This window comes from Chryseobacterium sp. SIMBA_028 (assembly GCF_046535285.1).
GTDB lineage: Bacteria > Bacteroidota > Bacteroidia > Flavobacteriales > Weeksellaceae > Chryseobacterium.
The window spans coordinates 150,865-176,042 of sequence record NZ_JAWRWZ010000003.1; the positions used below are offsets into that span (position 1 = coordinate 150,865).

The following is a 25,178-nucleotide window of genomic DNA, read 5'->3' on the forward strand; positions in this document are numbered from 1 at the left end:
TCAACAATTTAAAATTTACAGATGGACTTCATTTTCTTCATAGCCATCATCTTCTATCTGAAAAGTAGTGTGGTTTATTTTAAAGTTCTCCACCGTTTGGTCCGTTAATGTTTTCAATAATTGATTCTGGGGATACGCTTCTTCTTTCACAATGTGTGCACTCATCGCATTCACACTTGATGTTAAAGACCATACGTGAAGATCATGAACGTTTTTCACTCCCTGCGTCTGCTCCAGTGATTTGCGTAGCTCATAGATGTCTACATCATTGGGAGTTCCTTCTAATAATACATTGATTGCTTCTTTCAACAGCCGCCATGTTCTTGGAAATATTAAAAGGCCAATGGCTGCCGAAATCAACGGATCGGCATAATACCACCCTGTTGTCAGCATAATAATTCCGGCAATCATGACTCCTACAGAGGTAAGCATATCTGAAAGAACTTCAAAGTAGGCCCCTTTCATGTTCAGGCTTCCCTCTGAGTCTTTTCTCAGAATCATCATTCCTACAATGTTTACTACCAACCCTATCCCTGCTACAATCAGCATAGATTTACTTTGTACTTCCGGTGGATCCTGAAAGCGTCGATATGCTTCAAATAGGACATATATTGAAATTCCCAATAGAACCACTGCATTAATAACTGCTGCCAGTATTTCAGTACGGTAATATCCGTAGGTTCTGGAGGGATCTGCTTTTTTCTCTCCTATTTTAATGGCAATAAATGCCAATAATAATCCTACAACATCTGTGAGCATATGTGCTGCATCGGCTAATAGGGCAAGACTATTGGTAACAAGTCCTCCTATCACCTCAGCAATGAGATAGGTACCACTTAGACAGAGTACAATCAGGAGGTTTTTTTTATGTCTGCTTGCTGCAGAGGGAAGTTGGGTTTGTGTTTTGGTTTCCATAGCTGCTGGATTAATTACATTTCATAATAGGATGTATTTTCTTTTTTTAAAGGCACATTTTGCTCCCCGATCATTTGCCGGATATTGATTTCTATAGTCTGCGCCAGGGAAGTCATGGGAGTATCCACTGGTCCGTTTTCGAATGGATCCTGCATAATAATAGATGTTTTTTCTATCGTAATGAACACGATCGGAACCAGAAAAGTAATCATGATCTCGATTGTCAATTGTGAATCATCTAATCCAAATGGTAGTATAGCGGCAAACACATAGATCAAAATATGCACTAAAACGCTGTAGGACCTCGGAAAAACGGTATTTTTTAATCTTTCACATTTTCCCATACTGTCACAAAGTCTAGTGACCATATCATTCAGTTGCATCTGCTGGAAATCTGTAAGCCCTTTGGAAGCAGCAATTTCCTTAAACTGTTTGGAGTGGGCATCTAAAAGAGCATTGGGAATATTAACCGCACTGATCTTATTTTCATCCAAATATTTTTGAACTTTATCAGAAAAGGGCAGTTTTCTCAAAGATTCTCCTAAGGCATAAGTCCAGATGATCTGCCTTTCTGCAATGGCTCTGATATTTTTATCTCCCTCAGGTAAAAATTGACTGACCAATCTCACCAATGTTCTGGAATCATTCACAATGGCTCCCCAAACCGTTCTGGCTTCCCACCATCGTTCATAGGATTGGGAGGTTCTGAACGCCAGCAATAATGAAACTGCAGTTCCTAAAAGCGCAGGAATGTTCAGAGGAAGTGAAATTTTACGAAACCATGGCAGCATGTCCAAAAGTCCAATGACTACAGCGAATATTCCGATAAACAGAATTTGAGATTTTATTTCACGGATGAAATACCAGACTGATATTTTTTTGTTTAATAGCATCGTTGGGCATGTATTAAATTTTATAAGATACTCTTTGCTTTCCCTCAGTCGTTTTTACTTCAATAAAAATTATTCCGTAAACAGCTCTAATTTAAGTATAAAAATCGACATTTTATTGGTTTTAAACACTTTCATTAATGTTCGTGCTCTCCTGAATTCACGAGCTTGGCATTTACAAAAAAGGCTCCTTTTACAACAATTTTGGCATTATCCGGAATTTGTCCAATAGAAGTAATGGCAGTGTATCCCATGTCTGAGGTTCCTTTTACGACTTCCATTTTTTCAAAATTCAGGGTTTTCGGATGTGGTTTTCCTTTTTCGTCATGCTCTTCTTCTACCTTTTTATCAGTTTGTACAAAGACATAGTATTTTCCATCTGCTTCTACAATAGCTTCGGTAGGAACTGCAGGTGTTGTACTTTTGTCAAGGCTTACCAGCCCTGTGATATTCATCCCGTCAATCAGTCCTGATTTATTTCCTATCACCTCACAGTGCATTGAAATGGTCTTGCTTTCGTTTTCAAAGGATGATCCAATGCTGTAAATCTTCGCATCATATTCTGTTTCGGGATTATTGGTCAGTTTAAAATGAACAATCTGCCCTACCCTCATTTTCAGAAGATCTTTTTCAAACACCTGAAGATCCAGATGGATGGACCCATTATCAATAACGGTAGCAACAGGGGATGAAATATCTACATAACTTCCTATCTGTGCTGTGATCCCACTGATTGTTCCACTGATTGGAGCTGTGATAACCAAACCGGATTTCATATTGCCATTGTTTACACTTCCCGGATTTATTCCCATCATTTGAAGCTGTTTCAAAAGAGAGGCTCTTTTGGTTCTTAGTGTTTTCAATTCTGCATCTGCATTTTGAAGATTTTTCTTGGCCCCTGCATCATTATCAAAAAGCTCTCGTTGTCTCCTGAATTCCTGTTCAGCATAGGTAATTCGGCTATTGGTAGTCAGATAATCTTCCTGAAGCTGGATGTATTCAGGATTGGCAATGGTTGCGATAACCTGTCCTTTTTTCACAATACTTCCTACCTGGATATTTATTGTTTTAATAATTCCTCCGTATAGAGAAGTTATGGTTGCCTTATTACTATTCGGCACGCTCAAAAGACCATTGGCCTTGATGGTAGAGGTAAGTTCTTTCATTTCTACCGACCCCAAAGCCACTCCTACAGATTTCATCTGCTCTTCTGTTAATGAGGCAATGGTTTCAGGAGCTTCTTCGTGGGCTTTCTCTTTCTGTTCTGTTTTTTCCGGTGCTTTTTCTTCTGTAGATTCCTTTTTTCCACAGCTTATTGCCAACAGAGAGATTAATACAAGAGATATGATATTATATTTGAGTTTCATATGTGAATATTTATTTTTTCTAAAATCGTATGCCATCATCTTCATTGGGGAATTTTCTGTTAATAGCGACTTCATATTATTTGTTAATGATTGAATTAATGGTAACTACAGATTGATTCACCTGCTGGATGGATTCCAGATATTTTAATTGAATATTGGTGGCTGTCTGCAAGGCAAAAAGATATTCTACATAGGAAATTTCCCCTGTTTTATATCCTAGTTGAGCTGCCTTTACAATTTTCTCTGCATTAGGCAGCGCCTGATTGGTATAGTAATCATACTGCTGCGTATCCTGCTGATATTGGCTAAATGCATTTTCCAACTGGGCAGAAAGTTGTTTTTTCTGCATTCTCGCGTTAGTTTCTGCCACCTGTTTATCATATTCTAAAGCCTGCATTCTTGCCTTTGTAGCACCAAATGTTAAAGGTATTGCTACTCCTACTGTTGCTGATTGAAAGCGTTTCCCGGAATCATAGAAATTTTCCTGTCCGTTTATGGTATGAAATCCTATTAATGACTGGTTTGTATATCCCAGGCTAAAATCCGGTAAGCCCGTGGCTTTTTCTACCTTTTTATTCTTCTCTGCAATTTCCATTTCATGATAAAAAGCCTTTACTGTAGGATTGTTGGCTACCACTGCACTATCCAATACATTTTCTGCCTTTAAAGGTTCATAATCTGTTTTGAATGGTACTTCCAGGTTTTCTGAAGTATTCAGGAGTGTTTTTAAATTTTTATAGGCATTATTCAGAAACACTTCATTCTGTCTCAGTAATAGATCGATTTCTCCTTTTTGGGTTTCTGCGGTATTGATTTCGATCTTTTTGATGTCACCAGCTTTAAATCTTACGGTTGCAATTCTGATAAACTCTTCATAAAAACCTGCCAGACTGGTCAGTTTTTCTTTATTATACTGAAGATATTCAATCTGGTAATAATAGGTCCGAACGTCTTTAACAAGCTCGTTGATAGTAACCTCTTTATCAATCTGCTTACTCTTAATATTTTCATTAATGAGTTCCTTTCTTGCCTTAAATAAGGTGGGAAAAGGAATGCTTTGTGAAATAGCAAAAGACTGGTCGAATTTCGGACTGTTGTATTGTCCCAGTTGAGCATCAAAGCTTAATTTGGGAAGTTCCTTTGCCGTAGGTCTTAAAGCTTCTGCAGATTTTATGCTTAAGTCCTTTGACTGTAGGGTTAAATTATTATTCATCGCCATTTGTACAGCCTCTTCCACAGATATTGGCCGGGTTTGAGCTTTAAAGGTCTGCCCCACCATCATTAATCCTAAAAGAAGAATGATTGTAAATGATCCGGTCTGGTTATTTTTTCTTTTCAAAATTTTTGTATTAAAAATAATGTACAGCATGGGTAGAACGAATAATGTAAGGAATGTTGCCGATACCAACCCTCCAATAACTACTGTTGCCAGAGGTTTTTGTACTTCTGCTCCTGCTCCTGTAGAAATCGCCATTGGTAAGAATCCCAATGATGCTACGGTAGCAGTCATCAAAACGGGTCTTAATCTGGTTTTTGTTCCTTCAAAAACACGTTTTAAAATATCTGTTTCACCCTCTTTTTCCAATTGATTAAAGGTTCCTATCAATACAATTCCGTTAAGAACTGCTACTCCAAAAAGAGCAATAAATCCGATTCCCGCACTGATACTGAATGGCATATCTCTTATAATCAAGGCAAAAACACCTCCGATGGCACTCATTGGAATGGCTGTGAAGATTAATCCAGCCTGCTTGAATGAACGGAAAGTAAAATACAACAACATAAAAATAAGAAGCAGCGATACAGGAACGGCAATCATCAAACGTTTACTTGCTTCCTGCAGGTTTTCAAACTGCCCGCCATAGGTAAAGTAGTATCCGGACGGTAATTTCACCTTATCCAGCTTTGCCTGAATATCCTTTACTACACTTTCCACATCTCTCCCTTTCACATTGAATCCGATTACAATTCTACGTTTTCCCTGTTCACGACTGATCTGTGCCGGACCAAGCTTATAACTCACATTGGCAACCTGCGACAATGGAATCTGCGCTCCTGTGCCTGAGGTAATCATCAGGTTATTTACATCTGAAATATCTGTTCTGTGAAGACTGTCCAGACGCACTACCAAATCAAAGCGTCTTTCATTTTCAAAAACCTGTCCGGCAGCTTTTCCTGCAAAGGCCGTACTTACCGCATTGTTGACATCTTCTATATTTAATCCGTAATTGGCAATTCTTGTTCTGTCGTATTGCACATTGATCTGCGGAAGACCACTTACTCTTTCAATCTGAGGTGCTGTAGCCCCATCCACAGTCTGAATAATCTTTCCAACTTTATCAGCATACACGGCCAATGAATCTAGATTTTCTCCAAAAATTTTCACGGCAACATCCTGTCTGATTCCTGTCATCAGTTCATTAAAACGCATTTGGATAGGCTGGTTTTTCTCGAAGAATACCCCAGGAATTGTTTCCAGCTTTTCACTGATTTCATCTGCCAGTTCACTATAGGATTTTTTAGTTTTCCATTCGCTTTGTGGTTTTAAGACCACAATCATATCTGTTGCCTCAGGCGGCATCGGATCTGTAGGAACCTCAGCAGATCCGGTTTTCCCTACTACCATTTTCACCTCATCAAACTGCTTGATGATTCTGGAAGCCTGCATCGAGGTTTCTATACTCTGGCTCAGGGAACTTCCCTGTGGTAAAATACAATGGAACGCAAAATCTCCCTCCTGTAATTGTGGAATAAACTCTCCACCCATATTTTTAAAGGTAAATGCGGAGATCACAAAAACCACTACTGTTGCTGAAACAACAATATATTTTACTTTGATTGCTTTTTGCAATAATGGCTGATACATCTTCTGAAGACGATTCATCATTTTATCTGAAAAAGTTTCCTTGTGTGATATTTTTTTGGATAAGAACAAGGCACTCATCATCGGGATGTACGTTAATGACAAGATCAAAGCTCCCAGAATTGCAAATCCTACTGTTTTTGCCATTGGTGTGAACATTTTCCCTTCTACACCGGATAAGGTAAGGATCGGAATATATACAATCAGGATAATAATTTCCCCGAAAGCGGCACTGCTTCTGATCTTTGATGCTGAAAGGAAGACTTCTTCGTCCATCTCAGACTGAGTTAACGTCCTCATTGATTTCCTTACCCCAAGATGATGCAGGGTTGCTTCTACGATAATAACAGCTCCGTCTACAATTAACCCAAAGTCTATTGCTCCAAGGCTCATTAAATTAGCACTCACCCCAAAGACGTTCATCATCCCCAGCGCAAATAATAAGGAAAGTGGAATGGCAGAGGCCACAATAAGCCCAGCTCTAAGGTTCCCCAGAAAAACTACAAGAACAAAGATAACGATCAAAGCTCCCTCGATCAGGTTTTTCTGAACGGTGCTAATAGCTCTGTCAACTAAATCAGTTCTATCTAAAAACGGCTCTATCACTACATCATCCGGAAGCGATTTCTGAATGGTAGGAATCTTCTCCTTGATGTTGCCAACAACTTCATTACTGTTGGCTCCTTTTAGCATCATCACTACTCCACCCACGGCATCTACTTTTCCGTCATAGGTTAACGCTCCATAACGTACAGCACTTCCTAAACGAACATCGGCAACATCTTTTATAAAAATAGGAACGCTTCCTGTTTCATTTTTAACAGCAATATTCCTGATATCTTCCAGGGAAGTTACAAGTCCTATTCCCCGGATAAAATAAGCATTGGGTTTTTTATCAATATAGGCTCCACCTGTATTTTGATTATTCTTTTCAAGAGCTGTAAATATCTCAGTAATACTGGTTCCCATCGCCTTTAAACGATTGGGATCAATGGCTACTTCATATTGTTTTAATTCTCCTCCAAAACTGTTGATTTCCGCAACTCCCGGAGTTCCGTTAAGCTGTCTGCGGACAATCCAGTCCTGCATGGTTCTTAATTCTTTGGCATTGTATTTCTTTTCGCTTCCTTTTTTCGGGTGAAGAATATACTGATATACCTCTCCAAGGCCTGTACTTACGGGAGCTAATTCAGGAGTTCCCACTCCTTTCGGAATTTCCTCTACTGCATTTTTTAATTGTTCACTGATAAGCTGTCTGGCAAAGTAAATGTTTACATCTTCCTTGAAAACCACTGTAATTACAGAAAGTCCGAATCTTGAAATACTTCTTGTTTCCTGAATATCCGGAACATTTGCGATACTTTGCTCAATGGGAAAGGTCACCAATTGCTCTACTTCCTGCCCTGCCAATGTAGGACATGCAGTAATAATTTGCACTTGATTATTGGTAATATCTGGTACTGCATCTATGGGTAGCTTTGTGGCACTCCACGTTCCCCAAATGATCAGTATCAGGGTCATAATACCAATAACAACCTTGTTTTTGATACTAAATTTTATGATTTTATCTAACACGATTTATATTTAATTTTTATTGAAAATACATTGCGTACAGCGTAATTCTGCAGCAAAAATATCCTGAAAATCTCTGCAATGGTATTGCAAAGTTTCAAACACGTTTAGAAAGGTAACTTTCTAAAAATCAATAAAATTAAATTTTAGGGGGTTGCCAGACGTGATCATACACCTGGTAAGCAAAGTCGTTTTTATGAAATAAAATTTTCTTAGAAAAATAAGCAGGAATCTGCTCGGGAATTTCTAACAATGAACCCATTTTAAATGCTGAAACCGTGATCTGGCAACAGCTGCAGGCACAAAGAGGTGAACAAATATCCCCTTTTTCTGTTGAATGAGCTCCCTGAATGTTTAGGGAAATCTTTTTATCTCCAGAGTCTGATGAAAGATGAGACACGTCTTCACAGGGCATCAATGATAACGCCATGAAATAAATTGCCAGTATCCATCTTAACAAGTTCATTGTGACAAAGGTAAAGTTTTTTTCTAAAATGGGTAAGCTTTCAATTTTAAATACATGATAAAAATCATAAAAAAAATATCAATTAAAAAACTTTTTAAAATAATAGTCCTTTATTTTCAAATACTATAATATTTCCAATCAATAGGTGTATTATATTTCACAAATAGCAAAATACACTTAAGACACTATAATAAAGACGATTAGAAGTGGTAAATATATCATTTACTAACTTTGCAAAAAACATAAATAACCATTTTAAAGTGATAAAACAATTCACCCTCTCTCTAAGAAATATTCTCATTTATTTCAATTTCAAAACAAATTTAATTTATATATGAAACGAACATTACTATTGGTTTGTACTATCACTGCGTCCAGTATTTTTGCACAAAGCTGGAACACTACAGGAAACGCAGGCACAAACTCTTCAAACAACTTTATTGGAACTACAGACAATCAGGATTTAACATTTAAAACCAATAATACTGAAAGAATGAAAATCAGTTCGACAGGTAGTGTAGCCATAGGAGGCCCTGTAGTGGATCCTAATATAGCTTTCAAAACTTATGGCAGGGCCCAATTTCATTCAAGTGCTAATGCTGATGCTTTCCAGATAAGTAATTTACTTCCCAATCTTAATGCAGGGGTTGACCTAGCATGGTTTGTCTATGATAAATACCAGCCTAATGATGTTGGATTATTAACCCTTTCTGCTCCTCTTTTCTCAGGGGATTGGGCAAAGCCTTTATTCTCAGTAAGAGCAAACGGAAAAGTTCTGATCGGAACATCAATGAACACAGCACTTTCCGGATGCAATGACTGTAATGAGTATAGATTATTTGTAAAAGGTGGAATCAAGGCTGAAAAAATAAAAGTTGAAAATCCATCAATCAATGGTTGGGCAGACTACGTATTTAAGAAAGACTATCAACTTAGATCTCTGGAAGAGGTAGAAAAGCATATTTCTGAAAAAGGACATTTACCCAATATTCCCTCCGCAAAAGAAGTGGAAAAAGACGGGATTAATCTAGGTGAAATGGATGCTAAACTTTTGGAGAAAATAGAAGAATTAACTCTTTATTCCATTGAACAAAACAAGCAACTCAAATCTCAGTCTGAAGAGATTAAAGAACTTAGAGAACAAGTACAGCAATTAATTTCTACCAAAAAATAAACACCCATGAAAAGAAAATTACTTTCTCTGTGTTCTCTGTTCATTGGATTTTTAGGGTTTTCACAAACTGAAGTCTACTTCAAATATGATGAAGCCGGAAACCAACGATACAGAGGAACTAACTCCGCGGGTAAAAACGCAGAAAATCAAATCCTAAAAGAAACAAAAGCGGAGGAACAGTCCAAAACAGCAGCCATTACCAAACAGGCTCCTACTATGGATGAAACAACTTTCTGGAAACAAATTAGACTCTATCCGGTTCCTGTGAATGATTATCTGACGATTGACTGGACTGAAGAAGTGGATGGATTAATAGAATCGGTTTCACTCTACCAGCACAGTACCGTTCATTGGAAATTTCAGCAACAGAATATTCCCGGACTAAACCGCCAGCTTAAAATCAATATGACTGGGTATGATTGGGGGATTTATATTCTACGCTTTACCTTAAAAGACGGAAGGGTCTTTGCCAGAAATGTCACCAAAAGATAAAGAGTAAAAGAAAAATGTAAAGGCATTGAAAATGTTTTCTTTGCTCTTACCAGTATTTAACCATCTTTATTAATTATCACTTATAAAAATAACCAATACAAAAATGAAATTTATTTCATCATTGATATTATCCTTGTGGTCAGTGATAGGTTTTTCACAAACCATCCTGTATCAGGCAGAAACTACATCACGTACGGTTCAGGATCCGCAAACGATAGTGCTTGCCCAAGGATTTCAAGCCAAATCGGATGCTTCGAATCCCTTTATAGCAAAAATAGGTCCTGCTACAGAGAATCCAGGTGGAGGACCAACAGACTCCCAAGCTGGAGCCAGTAATCCAACCGGAACCTCAGCTCCAGACGGTCAGAGTTTTCACGATACAAAAGGAAATATAGAAGTTGCTGGAGGAGGCCAATTACAATTCACATTACCTATTGCTTTACCGCCAGGAGTGAAGAGTGTAGCACCACAAATCAGTCTTACCTATTCCAGTGATTCCGGAAATGGAATTGCAGGTTACGGGTGGAATTTATCCGGTATCACTTCTATCTCCAAAACCGGAAAAAATATTGAAAAAGATGGCGAAGTTAAAAGTATTCAGATTGATTTCTCAGATTATTACAGCTTCAATGGACAAAGGTTAATCCTGAAATCCGGAGAATATGGCAAAGACGGCGCCGAATATGTTACTGAAAAGTACTCAAATATCAAAATTAAGTCTTTTGGGACTATGTCCAACTGGAAGCAGCCACAATATTGGCAAGTAACCTTTGAAGATGGTTCACAAGCCTGGTATGGAGGAACGGCTCCAGATTGGAATAATGCTGCCACCCGCTTAAGTTTTAGTATTGTAAAGTGGAAAGATGCTCAGGGAAATATTATCAACTATACTTATGATATGGAAAATAATATTAGTATTATTAAATCCATTACCTGGGGAGGGAATGAGAAACTAGGAACTGCTTCTTTTAATGAAATTATATTTGACTATAGTGATAGAAACATTCCGGAAAGCACCTATATCAATGGGCCTGGAACATTGTTCACCCAAACAAAGATTTTAAAAGATATAACAGTAAAAACAAGTGGGCAGATATTTAAGAAATATGTACCAGAATACATTACCGATACAACAGGTTACCAATATGTAAAAAAGATAACAGAATCTAATTCAAAAGGTGAATCTGCAAACCCTGTTATATTTAATTATCCTGCTCAAAGTCCAGCAACAGCTATTGGCTTGAATCTTGATAATCAGGCTTTATTTGATAGGATCAGATTTACTGGAGATTTTAATGGAGATGCCTACCTGGATTTTGTAATGACCGATGGAACTATAAAATTAGGCGTTTTTAATGATGAATTTAACGTTGTTCAGACTAATAAAATTTTTAATTATAATTCATTGGTGGTCAATACATTTATTGATGAAACAGGCAAAGTATTTACCGGTAACGGGATTGCGGAGTATGAAAAGGGTAAAGTTTCCATATATGCTTTCAAGAATAATGCATTTGTAAAAGTTTTTGAAAAACAAGTATATGATCTGTCTAATTGTACTGACAACGGAATTGAAAAATGTACTCTTTATGCTAATTTAAATGAAGGAGATATTAATGGAGATGGGATATCAGATATATTTATTTCACTAAATGCGAAAAGATGTACTACTGTAACTAATCCGGACTGCATTGATCCACCACTTAATTTAAGTGTAAATAGTGATGATAAAGCAATAGTACCTCCTAAATGCTTAGAAACAATATGCAACACAAATTCTGTAGGTCATTTTATTATAGATTTGAAAAACACTAATAATCCTGTTTCTGAATATACTATTGATTCTGGTATTGATGAGAATTTATATACGGATCAAAAGTATATGGATATAGATAATGATGGAAAGATAGACATCATCAATATATCCAATACAGCATATACTGTATTTGAATTTATAAAAACAACATCCAATCAGTATATAAAGAAAATTAAATTTACAGGAAACTTAGAAGAAACTAAAGGGAACGGATTCCCCTATCTATTTGGAGATTTTAATGGAGATGGAAAACTTGATTTTACGCTACCTCTTACTGAAGGAAAAATAGGTCAAGATGACTGGAAATTCTACTTAGGAACAGGAAAAAGTTTCAATACAGTTTTTAAACCTAATTTCTTGGCGTATAAAAATGAAAGTACACAAAGTAATGGGGTTATGTTCAGATTTAGTAGAACCATGTATTCCGTTTCAGACCTTAATGCAGATGGAAAGTCTGATATTGTTCAGGTTCATTCTTATTCCAACAAATTAAACGATACTTCAAGAACAATAGGGTCTACTGTAATTGGAGTGATCTCGAAAGGATCTCCTACTTTTGGAGCCATAGATTTTGAAAAACAGAATATTTACAGCTTTCCGATTTCTCCATATTTCACGATAGTTCAGCCTTATGATGATCTTTCCATCCATCAACCAATAACGAATATCATAAGGTCTAATAATAACTATTATAACGTTTTCTTATTTAGAAAAGATAATGTAATTAAAATTAAAGCGCCTACAGGAGTAGATGAATTAAAAAAAGTACAATCAATTACTCAAGGGGGGATTACCACATCTGTTACCTATCAGGAGATTGTTCCAGACAATATGGTTAATCCTAATTTTTATAAAAATACAAAAAGTGAATTATATCCTTATTTCTCTTTAAATAGAATAGACAGAGGGTATGCCGTTTCGCAACTTCAGCAAGAAGACAGAAAACAAGATTTCCGATACAGGGGGATGACAATACATATGCAAGGTAAAGGAATGATAGGTTATTATCAAACGGCCCGCTCTTCCTGGTATGCAACAGGCTTCGAAAACACTAAAATCTGGGCAGGTGCAGAAATTAACATTGAAAATGAGGGGCTGCCAGCAAAAGAGTGGTCAATTCGAACTAATGACGAAAACAAAATTTTCCCTGATGATATTTCAGAAAATAACACCCAGCTTTTAAGTTTTAAATCTACAGCCTACCAATCAGATAAATTATTAAATAATCAGGTAGTAACTTCTGTTTCTGATAATGACAAACCAAAAGTAGTAACCTCCATCGTCCCGAAAACTACCAAAACCAAGGATTTTTTAACAAACATTGTTACAACCAGTACACTTACCTATGGAGATTATTATCTCCCAATACAAAGTACATCTAATGTAAACAATGGCTATGGTATTACAACTTCTACATTTGAGTATACTCATAATCCATCAGGATCAGGCCCCGACTATTATATTGGTCGCCCAAAAACTAAATCAAGTGCAATACAGGCTTATGGAGATACCCAATCTACTAAAGAGGAATACACGTATGAAAGTAATCTGTTAAAAACCTTAAAAACCTGGAACCAGGACAATACAGGCTATCTACAGGAAACTTACAGTTATGATAATTTTGGAAACGTAACTCAAAAAGTAATCAACAATAGTGTAGATTCACAAACACAAACAACTAAAGCAGAGTTTGAGCCAAAAGGTAGGTTTGTAGTAAAAAAAACGGATAATCTTGGATTAGAAACTCATATCACTTATAATGATTTAGGGCAGATCTTAACTCAAACCGATCCATTAGGAAATACTTTGACCAATACTTATGATACTTGGGGGAAATTATCAACTTCTAAAACCAATCTTGATGGACTAACTACCTATCAGTATGAAAGAGATAATAATTCCAATATTTTAGTTACACAATACGACCCAGATGGTAATGTATCTAAAAAGTATACAAATAAGTTAGGACAAGATTATAAAGCTTCTACCAAAGCTTTTGGACAAGGACAATTTGTTTCCAATGAGGTTAAATTTGATATATTAGGAAGAAAGACTGCTGAGAGTGAACCTTATTTTGAAGGAGGAGCAGTATGGCAATGGAATTCCATCGCATATGATGACTCTGTATTTCCTGCTAAAATTACTGCTACAACATTTACAGGCAAGCAAATGGAAACGTCAGTTGTTGGCACTACTACGATAGAAAAAGAACTCAACGGATATGGAAGGACAAATTCTAAAATAGCAGATGCACTGGGGAATCTAATATCATCAATAGACAAAGGTGGAACAATTACATTCTCTTACAGCGCAGCTGGAGAGCAAATTAAAGCACAATATGCCGAAAATATTGTAACTACCAAGTATGATTCATGGGGAAGAAAATCAGAATTCAATGATCCAGCCAATGGAACTTATAAATATGAATATGACGGTTTTGGAAAGCCTAAAAAAATCATAAGTCCAAAAGGCACTAAAGAATATGCTTATAGCGCTCTAGGGCAACTTATCTCTCAAAAAGAGCTCTCCACAACAGATGGTGGCCAGGCAACTAATAAGCTAATCTCTTTCAACTATGATGATAAGGGAAGACTTATTTCAAAAACAGGAACCTCTAAAGGAAAAGCTTACAGTTCAAATACTACTTATGATCAGCAAGGAAGAATATTATCTTCTTCTGAAAGTAGTAATGAAAAATATTTTATACAAAAAGGAATTACCTATGATGATAAAGCAAGAGTAATTTCCTATGAAAAGCAACTATTCTCTTCAGGGGTATTGACTAAAGTACAAGTAGAAAATGTATATAACGCCTGGAATGGAGATTTGTTTCAAATCAAGGATAAAAATTCAGGTAAAATTCTTTGGGAACTAAAAGAAATGAATCATAGAGGTCAAGTTCTTAAAGCTCAATTGGGAGCTGTTGAAATTAATCAAAGTTATAAAAATGATGGAACATTAAATCATATAAATCACTCTTCAGCAACCAAACCAGGCATTCTTCAACTTTCGTATAATTTTAATACAATCAAAAATGAATTAGAAGCAAGAACTACCGGAGGAGACTTTAATATTACAGAATCATTTGATTATGACGATAACAATAGACTTGTCAACTGGACTAATCCGATAACAGGTGTTAAAGTACAGAATGCAACCCGTAACGTCTATGATGTAAAAGGTAGAATCCAGGAAAACGACCAGGTAGGAAAAATTAAATTTGACAACCCCTCTAAAATTTATCAACCTACAGGCATGACCCTAAATAATGAAGGAACTCAAAATTATAACAATGATTTAATTCAAAGCATTATTTACAATGAAAACAATGATCCTGTATTCATTGATGGGATGAAAGGTGATGTAGCTTTCCAATATGGACTTACCGGTATGAGACAAAAAGTTACCTACGGTGGTAACTTTAATCCCGATGGAAATGGTAAATTCACCAAATTCTACAGTGAAAGCGGAAGCTTTGAAGTAATAAAAGATAATACTACAGGAAAAGAAAAACATCTTATTTATATTGGTGGATCCCCTTATGACAGTAATATTGTATATGTAAAGAATTATGAAGAAACCTCGGGGTCTTATAAATTCTTGCATAAAGATTATTTAAGTAGTATCTTAGCTATCAGTGATGAAGCCGGAAATAAACTGGAACAGAGACATTTTGATGCATGGGGTAATTTAACCCATCTTCAAATAGCGAATAACCCGGTAATTACAGATAAAAATGCCATTAGCACAATCTCACTGTTAATAGACAGAGGATATACCAGCCATGAATATTTTGCTGAAGTAGGAATTATCCATATGAACGGAAGATTGTATGATCCGTTACTAAGAAGATTCTTAAATGCTGATGAAAACATTCAGGATCCATATAATACTCAGAACTATAACAAGTATGGGTATGTATTGAATAACCCATTGATGTATAACGATCCAACGGGAGAGTTTGCATTTGCTCCTTTTATTGCTCTCATAGCGAAAGCTGCATTTACTGCAGTTGCTATCACTGCTGCTACTTATACAGCTACAGCATTAATAAAAGGAGATTGGACGGTCAATGGATTCTTTAGATCTATTTCCTCGGCAGCCATTACCGGAATGGTAAGTGGTGCGTTATCTTTCGGAATAGGTACCCTATTTCAGGTAGCAAACATTGCCAAGGCACTGGGACCTGTAGGCATGGTGGTTGGACGTGCCGGTGCCCATGCTGTAAGTATGGGAGTTATTTCCACTTTTACAGGTGGAAGCTTTTGGAGTGGAGCAGCAAGTGGAGCATTCGCAAGTTTGACAGGAGATTTACTAAAGGCTCCCAGCGATGGGTTTTTCGATTTTAACCCTCTAAGAAGTGATACAGGGATCATAATAACAGGGGCTATTTCTGGTGGAGTTGGTTCTGTATTAGCAGGAGGTAATTTCTGGCAAGGGGCTATGAATGGATTTTTTGTTTCAACTTTTAATCATGTGATGCATAGAATTGATACCCAAGTAGACTATGCTGATGCTGATAGTAGTTCTGGAGGAGCGACTAATGATAATAAAGGAGATGTATTAAATTGGTTTAATGAAAAAGACGGAGGTCTATATAAAGTTGCACAAAATGACCCGGGTGTTCCAGAAGGAACGATTAGAATTTATGCACACGGAAACGCAAAAGGTATACAGGGAGCAGATAGATATTGGATTGATACGCCGGAGAAATTTGATCGAGTTTTAATGGAAAGAAGTCCTACCTGGAAAAATTACAGAGAAAACGGAGGTGCTATAAAAATAGAGTTAATGTCTTGTAACACTGGTAGAACGAGTAATGGTATTGCAAGTAGAATTTCCCGGGCTTTTATGTTTTCTTCGGTTATGGCGCCTAATAATTATTTTGTTGCTAGAAGAGATGGTTCGTGGAGCTGGGTTGCAGGACAATATAATTTAATCAATCCAGGAAGATGGAACAACTTTGTTAATGGACAAAATATAACAGGTATATACGATAGATATAGAAAATGAAAAAACCAATAATTTATTTAGTGCTTTTGATTTTTGCAATTAATTGCAGTAACAAGAATAAAGAAAATATTATGAAAAATGCTGATACATATAATACAGATTCTGCTTTACCGGATAAACCCGATACGGCAAAAATTATTGTAGACACAGCTTCTGTTTTTAAAAAAAATGAATTAGAAGAATATAAGAAAAATGTGATTCGCAAAGGAGATTCTGATTCATTTACTAGACTTATAATTCATTATGGCAATCTTCCTGATTATAAAGAGTTAAATAAATATGCCTTGATAATGGCAGATAAATATAATAGTGGAGATGGATATAATATGGTTTTTGAATCTATAATTGCAATGAATAACAATAATGAGTATGATGATATTACAGATTTTGCAAAAATAAATGAAAAAGCAAAATTAGAAGCTTTAAAATACTTAGAAAAAGGAGCAAAATTAAATGATATTAATTGTATGTCTAAACTTCAGGAAATTTACAGGAATGGAATTGGTGTTGAGAAAAACGTTAAAACAGCGGATGAACTCAAAAAGAAGATTGAAAAATTGTAGTAATCAATAAAATAATAAACCCGCTTCACAGCGGGTTTATTTTTATCATAAAGCCAGCGCGTTAGAAAGCGTTTTTTTAAGTTTAAGATTATAGAGCGCCATATCAATAATATTGAATATGGATTCTTTCTGTTTCTCGTCCAGTTGTTCTATCAATTGTACTTTTTCCACTACAGATTTATTCAGAGAATCAATATCAGAATTTACAATGAACTTGTCTAAAGTAAAAGAAAGAATGGTATTTCCTAAAAAAGTTGTATCATTCTTTCAAAAAAAACTGTGTTATCCAAAGATATAATAAAAAAGAGTTTAGCCGGTATTTGGATCTAGGGCTCTCAAAAAATAATTGTAAAGTATTATTAGAAGAAGTTGTAAGTTCGATATTGTACCGTTTAAAAACAGGCTGTCAATGGCGTGAACTTCCAATAAAGCAGTTTTTCAGCTCGCCTTATTCATGGAAAAGTGTGTATTATCATTTCAGAAAATGGTGCAGGAACGGAAATTGGGAACGGTTAAAGGAGGGGCTTTTTGAAAAATATAAAAGGTATTTGAATTTATCCTGTCTTCAGCTTGATGGCTCTCATACCCCAGCAAAGCAAGGAGGAGAAAGAGTTGGATACCAGGGTCGAAAAAAATGCAGAACCACCAATATGTTATTCTTGTGTGATAACCAAGGTATTCCATTGGGATGTAGCCAGGCTATCGATGGAAATCATAATGATCTTTTTGAAATTGAGAATCATGTAGATGAAATTTTATCCAGCCTCAAAAATTCATCCATAAGGACGGACTATTTATTTATCAATGCAGATGCAGGCTTTGACAGTGAGGATTTTAGAAAATTTCGCACAAGAAAGGAGCTATTGCACAATATTGCCTTTAATAAAAGAAATGGAAATATCTCTGACAGGGATCTTATCTTTGATGAAAAATTATACAAAAGAAGGTTTGTTATTGAGCGTATGAATGCTTAGTTAGACGGATTCAAAGCATTATTAATTCGTTTTGAAACGTAGAGCTTTACATTGGAAATCTATTCACCTCATTGCCTTTTGTTGTATTCTAATCAGGAAACTTTAGACAAGTTCACAAAAAGAAAAGTATCATAGCCCCACTTTTCATATGTATTATTTCATATTTTTTAATATTCATTATATTATTTTTTTAAATTTAAATTGAGCTGTTTTATTAAATTCAATGAATTTGTATGTTTTTTCATGAAGACTTCAATTTTTAAGTTATTGTTGGATGTGCTAGGATAAGAACATTTGGTTCAGAGAAGAAGATCCAAAGTTGCTAAGAGTAGCAGTAAATGACAATTATACACCTGACAATACGGTAAAAATTTACGCTCATTCAAGTGGTCGCTTCATAGTAGGACCAAATGGCGAACATATCTATACAGCAGAACAATTAGATCAGGTCTTAACTGGTCGTAGTAGAGCTTGGGAGAATTTTAAAAAAAATGTAGGAAAATTAATATTGGATATTAGAGCTTGCAATGCTGGTCATGACGACAAAGGATTCGCTACACGTATATCAAGCAGTCCTATTTTTAAAAATGTTGTTATAGTTGCACCCAGTGATTATTATATGTCAAATGGAGTTAACTCATGGATAAATCGAGGTGGTCAATATAATATCATATTAAATGGTAAATTAGTTAGAGGTAAATACAGCAGCCACCCTATCCCTTAAAAATTAAAATAATGAAAATCAAATACTTAAATAAATTAATTGTATTTTTACTTTTTTTCTTAATCTGTTGTTCAAAGGAAAAAGAACAAAATAAACCTAAGGATATCCCAATAGAAAAATATAAAAAAGAAGTTTTAATGAATGGTAATATTAATGCTTATAACAAATTAACTATATATTATCTTAAGTCAACCTTTCATAATGAACTTTTACCTTACTCAATTCTTATGGCAGACAAATATAATCATGGAGATGCCTGTCATGAGATCTTTGTACAAATAATTGGACTGAAACAAGCTCCAGGGACTCAACATTATGATATATCAATTTTTAATAAGTTGAATAAGGGCGAAAAGGAATATGTCTTATTTTATTTGAAAAAAGGAGCTAAACTGAAAAATATAGGATGTATAGTAGCTCTTAGAGACCTTGGTATTTCTGACAAGGATTAATACATTCAGAACGAATACCTTTGTTCTATTTAAAAACAAAAACCGTTGCTTTTCTAGCAACGGTTTTTTCAATAAAAAACCACCGCAAAAGCGGTGGTTTAAAAAATCAAATCTAATTATGGACTGTAATTATAAATTGGGATTATTTTCAATTTCTTTCTGTGGAATACTGAATAAATAATAATTACTGTTCGGAGTAAATGCTTTCTTATTAGGAAGATCAAAGATTGAATGACCTCTCCCATCAACCGTTTTCACAGTTCCGTTTGGCGTTGTTATCTGAACTTTAATAGGCTTTCCATCCCCATCTACAAATGGCTTTCTTACCACAGAACCTTGTGTTCTGATAATATCTGAAAGAGAGAATCCTTCTCCAAATAATTCTTTTCTTCTTTCAATCAAGATTTCATTCACAACATCATTTTGTGCCAACGGCCCGCTATATACATTGGCATTTCTTGCTGATCTCAATTGATTTAAAATAGCTACTGCCTGTACCGGATTTCCGTTTCTTGCTTCTGATTCTGCTTCGATCAGGTACATTTCAGCAGCTCTCATATAGACAATATCTCCAATAAGATTCGGTTTAAATTTAAATTTAGCATATCTCAGCAATCCCTCTCTTGCCGGAAGACCATCCCATGAAAATAACTGAGATCTGATATCATTGGTATCAAATAAATTTTTAAAGAAAGGATCTGCCATAAAGCTGTAATAAAAACTTCCTGATGAAGATACATCCAAATAGTGGAATGCATAACTGGCGTCTGACTGTTCCTGAGTTTGTGCATGCCCCCAGATCCACTCTACATTGTTAATATCATTGAAGCCATCCTTATACTTTTCCGGAGCCATTAAAGTAAATCCTTCTTTTGCAATTTTTGCAGCAGCAGAGGCTTTGCTCCATTCTCCCGTATTCAGATAAACCCTTGCTAAAATTCCGTTTACTACGTTTCGGTTGATTTTATCCTTATTATTTCTCGTATAGTTTTTCAATAAATTATCTGCATCTGTAAGATCACTTTTAATTAAAGCATAAATATCTTCCAGACTAGATTTTTTCTTTCCTCCTGTACTTGTAGATGATGGTTCTGTATAAATTGGAGCGGTTAAAGCCGTTTTATCTTTAAGATAACTGAACTGGTAAAAGCTGGCAATATTAAGGTAACAAAAAGCACGCAATGCTTTTGCCTGGCCTTTCACCTGATCCTTTTTTTCCTGGCTCCCCTCTGTTCCGTCTATTCTTGCAATAACATTATTCATATTATTGATGGCGGAATAAAGCATAGTCCAGATAAACAACGGACGACCTACTGTATTGTTGACCATTTCGGTAAAGCCATAGGTAGATCCGAACCCATATTTATTGGTAAGTACGGCTACATCGCTTCCCATGGCATCACTTGCCCTTAAAACAGTTGAGTAACCAATATTGGCATAAGTAGTCCCATCATTATTAAACTTTGCCCAGGTTCCGTTGATAACTGTTTCAGCATTTTCTGCTGTTTTAAAAACCTCTACACTATTAGACTGATCAGTTGGAGCTGTATCCAAATCACTTTCACAACTTGTAAGTGACCATAATCCTACTAGAACAAGGGATACATATTTTAATTTTTTCATTGTTTCAATTTTAAAGATTAAAGAGTTGCCTGAAGACCAAATGTAATTGTTCTCATTGCAGGATATCTATAGTAGGTTGTACCATCCAATGCCTGCTCAGGATCCATTCCCTTATGCTTATAGAATGTCAGAAGATTCTCTGCCTGAACATAAATTCTGAATTTCTTAAGCCCTATTTTTTCAAAATAATCTGATGGAAGCGTATATCCTAAACTCACATTTTTAAGTCTTGCATAAGTTCCTGAATATAAAAATCTTGTAGAGTTTGAAGTCCAGTTATTTGTTCTTGTACTCAAGGCAGGAACATCCGTGTGGGTATTTTCCGGCGTCCATCTATTCAACATTTCAACACCCCATGCACGTCCTCCTGAACTTCCGTTATGCAGGACAGAAGTGTAATCTGTATCTAAAATTTTTCCTCCGATCTTGAATGTCAATAATGCCGAAAAATCAAAGTTTTTATAAGCAATACTTGTATTAACACCCCCTGTCAGCTTAGGCAATGCTGAGCCTTGTAATATTTTTGTTGCCTTTGCGTATTCAGAAGTTGTTCCCTCAACCGTATTTCCATTCGCATCCTGAGAAATTGTTTTCCATAACGGATTTCCGTTACTTGGATCTACTCCTGCCCATTCCTGGATATAGAAATCATATACAGAACCTCCCTCTCTCAGCATTTTGGTTTGTCCTACAACAAGAGGTCCTTTTGGTAATTTGGTTATTTTGTTATTTAAAGTACTCAGGTTCACATCTACATTCCACTGGAAATTATCCGTTCTAACAGGTGTGGTGAATAATGAAAGTTCAAATCCTGTATTCTGTATTGTTCCGATATTCGCAGGATAATCACTGATTCCTACAGATGGAGCAACTGGTACATTAAACAGAAGATCCTGACTTTCTCTTTTAAAGTATTCGATATTTCCTTTAATTCTGTTATTCAAAATGGCAAATTCTAATCCTACGTTTAAGTTGAGATTGGTTTCCCATTTTAGATCTGGTGTACCGGCTTTCTCTAATGTTGTTCCAGATTCTCCACCCAGATTAAAGGTTTTGTATAATTCCTGATACGCATAATAAAGCGGCTCTCCATTTGGTCTCAATAATTTATCATTCCCTTGCCCACCATAACTCGCACGTAGCGTTAACTGATTGAAGAAATTCAGGTTTTTGATAAACTCTTCATTCGAAATTTTCCATGAAGCCCCTACAGACCAGAATCTCCCCCATCTGTTATCTTTACTGAATCTGGAAGAACCGTCTGCTCTACCTGAAGCCGATAGGAAATAGGTATTATTAAAATCATATTCCACTTTCCCAAGGTAACTTAACAAGCTTAATTTATCACTATTCCCTCCAAAATCTACCAATAAAGAAGCGGCATCCGGCTCATAGTAATAAGGCAGCCCAAAACGGTTTCTTGTTCCCGAAATAGTCTGATAATCATATTTATAAAATTCTTGCCCTGCTAAAACATTAATGTGGTGTTTACCAAATTTCTTATCATAGGTAAGAATATTACTGGTGGTATAAGAAAGTGTTCTTGTATTGGATTTTGTTACTGAACCTCCAGTCTCACTTCCTTGTCCAAGAAGTGGATTGGTATAATAATGTCCGTTATAGTTAACTAAATCGACAGAAAAACTGGTCTTGAACTTCAATTCCGGAAGGAATGTAAACTCCATGAATCCTTTCCCTGAAAAGTTATCTTCCTTATTATCATTTTTATCTAAAGGCAGGCTTGCCGCAGCATTCTGATTCTGGAGTGCTACCGTAGGTCTGTATTTTCCGAAATCATAAATCTTGTTTCCTTCTGCATCCAGCACATAAGATCCATCTGCATTTCTTTCATAGTACGGATAGAATGATGGAACGAATCTAGCGGCATTAATAATGTTACTCGACTTGGAATCTGAAGAGGTAGGGGCCTGCTGAAGACTATTTGTATAACTTAAATTCACACCAACATTCAACCATTTTTTAACTTCAGAATTGATCTTTAATCTGGTGTTATATCTTTTAAAACCAGATTCAATGGCCATCCCTTTATCATCCAAATACCCCAATGAAAAGAAGTAATTGCTTTTTTCACTTCCACCACTGATATCCAGATCTACCTGATTTCTGGAAGCCACTCTTTGCAAAATATCTCTCCAGTCATCATTCCATAGAGGAGTTGCTCCTGGCAATAGTTTTCCGTCTGTCCCTACAGGTTTTGAATAATTAATTCCATAAGGGTTAATTCCCAGGGCTGAAACAATATTATCCGATGCCATCTGCCCTGCCTGCTGTGCATTCACTTTATCAGACTGATATCCGTTTCTCATCGCTTCCCAGTATAATTGAAAATACTGGTCTGTATTCACCTGTTCGTAATCTTTTACGGCTCTTCCGGAAAATCCCTGACTAATATTAAGATTAACCTTTGCTTCTCCTTTCTTACCGGATTTTGTTGTAATGATAATAATCCCGTTCGCGCCTCTTGAACCATACAATGCACTTGCCGTAGCATCTTTCAAAACGCTGATGGATTCTATATCATTAGGACTTATTGAGTTTATATTTCCGTCAAAAGGAATTCCGTCAACAACAAATAAAGGGTCGCTGGAAGCACTTACCGAACCAATTCCCCTGATTCGAATAGTGGACAACGCTCCCGGTTGTCCTGAAGCTCCTGTAGTCTGAACTCCGGCGATCTGCCCATCCAATGCCTTGGTAATATTGGTGATCGGTCTGTTATTGATCTTGTCCCCTGAAAGAGTAGCCACAGAACCGGTATAGCTGCTTCTTTTAGCTTTCCCATAGGCTACCACTACTACCTCATCAATCTCCTTTTCTTTAAGTGTATCTTTTTTCGGCTTGGAATTCTGTCCACTTACGCTGAAGATTCCCAAGAAAAATGCAGCAACTGGCGGAATCCAAACTTTAGAATTAATTAAACTTTTATTAATCATAATCAATTTTATTTATCATATATTAAAATTTTGCCCTTTGCAGAAAAGTCAGCAAAGGGCATCGATAAATACGATAAACCAAATGCTTATTTTTCCTTTAAAGGCTGAATGTAACACCTTACGCGAAGCAGGTTGTCAAGATTTCATAGGGTCAGTTCCCTCCATCTTTCTCTATAAGCCGATCGAAATATGATTGCAAAGCTATAAACTTTTAGTCTACAAAACAAGTAGACTTATTATTTTCTCATGATAAATTTTCAAAAATTAACATAAGATTATATTAAAAGCCATTAAAATAAGGAGTTGCAGGAATTATCAATTTTTCAAACATGATAAATATCATTAAATATAATTCAATGGATAAAAATCAAAGAGTTGCAGAAATTATAAGCTTTAATTAAAAAAACTTTTTAATTTTATAGAATGAAAGTTTTGATTATAAACGGGCCTAATTTAAATCTTCTAGGCACAAGAGAACCTGAAATCTATGGTACAGTTTCCATGGAAGCTTATTTGGAGAATTTAAAATCCGAGTTTCATTCTCACGAATTAAAATATTACCAGTCTAATATTGAAGGAGAAATTATCAACAGACTTCAGGAGGATGATTTTGATGCCGTAGTGATCAATCCCGGAGCCTTTACTCATTATTCTTATGCGATAGCCGATTGTTTAAAGAACATTCGTAAACCTAAGGTTGAGGTTCACATCAGCAATATCTACAAAAGAGAAGAATTCAGACAAAAATCTGTAACTTCAGCTAACACTGATGCCGTTTTATCCGGATTTGGAATGGATGGATATAGGTTGGCTTTATTAAGTTTAAAGTAAATCCAAATACATAAATAAATACACCTCACTAAGAATGTAATACTCTTTTTTATGAAAACAAAAGACAATGTTTACTGTAATAATGTCGGGGTATATTTTAATCAATTAACAAAAAGAAAGTCTTATACTATTGAGGAAGTAAATTCTGAAAATGTGAGAATTTGCAATGATGAAAGCAAACTTAAATGGTATTCAAAATTTTATTTCAGTTTGCACAATGAACCTGAAATCATTTCAATTCATATAGATGATGAAATTAATGATTCAAAATGTGATGCTATAGAAGTAACAATTGAGTTTTCAAACAGCGATAAATACTGGTTAACTTTCGTAACACCAAAATATTTAGAGGAAATACTGAAATTAGAACCTCATTTTTATTCAAAAAACTTCGTTATCGTTAAAAACCTAAATAAAGATTTAATACAATCCACAATTCACCAAATGGATACACAGAATGAATTAATTGAAAATTGCCATAAATATTAA

At 35.7% G+C, this 25,178-nt stretch carries 17 protein-coding genes, 1 pseudogene and 1 riboswitch; of the genes and pseudogenes, 10 read left to right on the forward strand and 8 right to left on the reverse strand.

The genetic code is table 11. The features are described from left to right. Positions 1 to 15 precede the first annotated feature (15 nt). The 5 genes from SCA31_RS05050 to SCA31_RS05070 all read right to left on the reverse strand — a co-directional run bounded on the left by SCA31_RS05050 (position 16) and on the right by SCA31_RS05070 (position 8,073). A complete protein-coding gene (locus SCA31_RS05050) occupies positions 16 to 915 on the reverse strand; it encodes a cation diffusion facilitator family transporter (protein WP_410695721.1) in 900 nt (299 codons plus the stop codon). Between the two features lie 14 nt (positions 916 to 929). Further along, the gene (locus SCA31_RS05055) at positions 930 to 1,808 is read right to left on the reverse strand and encodes a bestrophin family protein (RefSeq protein ID WP_410695722.1); all 879 of its coding nucleotides are present in this window, start codon (positions 1,806 to 1,808) and stop codon (positions 930 to 932) included. A gap of 134 nt (positions 1,809 to 1,942) precedes the next feature. Beyond that, a complete protein-coding gene (locus SCA31_RS05060; RefSeq protein WP_410695723.1) occupies positions 1,943 to 3,172 on the reverse strand; it encodes an efflux RND transporter periplasmic adaptor subunit in 1,230 nt (409 codons plus the stop codon). Between the two features lie 76 nt (positions 3,173 to 3,248). Further along, complete coding sequence (locus SCA31_RS05065) at positions 3,249 to 7,610, reverse strand: CusA/CzcA family heavy metal efflux RND transporter (RefSeq protein WP_410695724.1); 4,362 nt, start codon at positions 7,608 to 7,610, stop codon at positions 3,249 to 3,251. 136 nt (positions 7,611 to 7,746) lie between these two features. Then, positions 7,747 to 8,073, reverse strand: a complete 327-nt coding sequence (locus SCA31_RS05070) for a DUF6660 family protein (protein WP_332560227.1) — start codon at positions 8,071 to 8,073, stop codon at positions 7,747 to 7,749. 334 nt (positions 8,074 to 8,407) lie between these two features. Between SCA31_RS05070 and SCA31_RS05075 the strand changes: the two genes are divergently transcribed. The 4 genes from SCA31_RS05075 to SCA31_RS05090 all read left to right on the forward strand — a co-directional run bounded on the left by SCA31_RS05075 (position 8,408) and on the right by SCA31_RS05090 (position 17,131). After that, the gene (locus tag SCA31_RS05075) at positions 8,408 to 9,247 is read left to right on the forward strand and encodes a cell wall anchor protein (RefSeq protein WP_410695725.1); all 840 of its coding nucleotides are present in this window, start codon (positions 8,408 to 8,410) and stop codon (positions 9,245 to 9,247) included. Positions 9,248 to 9,253: 6 nt separating this feature from the next. After that, positions 9,254 to 9,739 (forward strand): hypothetical protein, encoded by a 486-nt coding sequence (locus tag SCA31_RS05080; RefSeq protein WP_410695726.1) that lies wholly within the window; start codon positions 9,254 to 9,256, stop codon positions 9,737 to 9,739. A gap of 103 nt (positions 9,740 to 9,842) precedes the next feature. Then, on the forward strand, positions 9,843 to 16,568 hold the full coding sequence (locus SCA31_RS05085; RefSeq protein WP_410695727.1) for a SpvB/TcaC N-terminal domain-containing protein: 6,726 nt from the start codon (positions 9,843 to 9,845) through the stop codon (positions 16,566 to 16,568). Then, positions 16,565 to 17,131 carry a hypothetical protein gene (locus tag SCA31_RS05090; protein WP_410695728.1) on the forward strand — a complete coding sequence of 189 codons (567 nt, stop codon included), beginning with the start codon at positions 16,565 to 16,567 and terminating at the stop codon, positions 17,129 to 17,131. Before SCA31_RS05085 ends, SCA31_RS05090 begins: the two co-directional genes overlap by 4 nt. A 45-nt stretch (positions 17,132 to 17,176) precedes the next feature. On the opposite strand, the gene SCA31_RS05095 is transcribed toward SCA31_RS05090, so the two are convergent. Beyond that, positions 17,177 to 17,302 carry a hypothetical protein gene (locus SCA31_RS05095; protein WP_410695729.1) on the reverse strand — a complete coding sequence of 42 codons (126 nt, stop codon included), beginning with the start codon at positions 17,300 to 17,302 and terminating at the stop codon, positions 17,177 to 17,179. A 149-nt stretch (positions 17,303 to 17,451) separates the two neighbouring features. Here SCA31_RS05095 and SCA31_RS05100 point away from each other — a divergent pair. The 4 genes and pseudogenes from SCA31_RS05100 to SCA31_RS05115 form a co-directional block, all read left to right on the forward strand. After that, positions 17,452 to 17,634 (forward strand): annotated as a pseudogene (locus SCA31_RS05100) (transposase); the annotation flags it as partial. 45 nt (positions 17,635 to 17,679) lie between these two features. Continuing rightward, complete coding sequence (locus SCA31_RS05105) at positions 17,680 to 18,105, forward strand: transposase family protein (protein WP_410695974.1); 426 nt, start codon at positions 17,680 to 17,682, stop codon at positions 18,103 to 18,105. A 319-nt stretch (positions 18,106 to 18,424) separates the two neighbouring features. After that, a complete protein-coding gene (locus SCA31_RS05110; protein ID WP_410695730.1) occupies positions 18,425 to 18,829 on the forward strand; it encodes a hypothetical protein in 405 nt (134 codons plus the stop codon). A gap of 11 nt (positions 18,830 to 18,840) precedes the next feature. Then, on the forward strand, positions 18,841 to 19,281 hold the full coding sequence (locus SCA31_RS05115; RefSeq protein WP_410695731.1) for a hypothetical protein: 441 nt from the start codon (positions 18,841 to 18,843) through the stop codon (positions 19,279 to 19,281). A 129-nt stretch (positions 19,282 to 19,410) separates the two neighbouring features. Here SCA31_RS05115 and SCA31_RS05120 read toward each other — a convergent pair whose 3' ends face one another. Together SCA31_RS05120 and SCA31_RS05125 are read right to left on the reverse strand one after the other, a co-directional pair. Beyond that, positions 19,411 to 20,904, reverse strand: a complete 1,494-nt coding sequence (locus SCA31_RS05120) for a RagB/SusD family nutrient uptake outer membrane protein (protein ID WP_410695732.1) — start codon at positions 20,902 to 20,904, stop codon at positions 19,411 to 19,413. A 17-nt stretch (positions 20,905 to 20,921) separates the two neighbouring features. Further along, entirely contained in the window at positions 20,922 to 23,858 is a 2,937-nt protein-coding gene (locus tag SCA31_RS05125; protein WP_410695734.1) for a SusC/RagA family TonB-linked outer membrane protein, read from the reverse strand. A gap of 83 nt (positions 23,859 to 23,941) precedes the next feature. After that, positions 23,942 to 24,038: riboswitch (SAM riboswitch) on the reverse strand. Positions 24,039 to 24,281: 243 nt separating this feature from the next. On the opposite strand from SCA31_RS05125, the gene SCA31_RS05130 reads away from it, so the two are divergent. After that, positions 24,282 to 24,689, forward strand: coding sequence for a type II 3-dehydroquinate dehydratase (locus SCA31_RS05130; protein ID WP_410695736.1), 408 nt, complete (start codon positions 24,282 to 24,284; stop codon positions 24,687 to 24,689). 51 nt (positions 24,690 to 24,740) lie between these two features. Next, positions 24,741 to 25,178: a hypothetical protein gene (locus SCA31_RS05135; protein ID WP_410695738.1), complete on the forward strand. Its 438-nt coding sequence runs from the start codon at positions 24,741 to 24,743 to the stop codon at positions 25,176 to 25,178.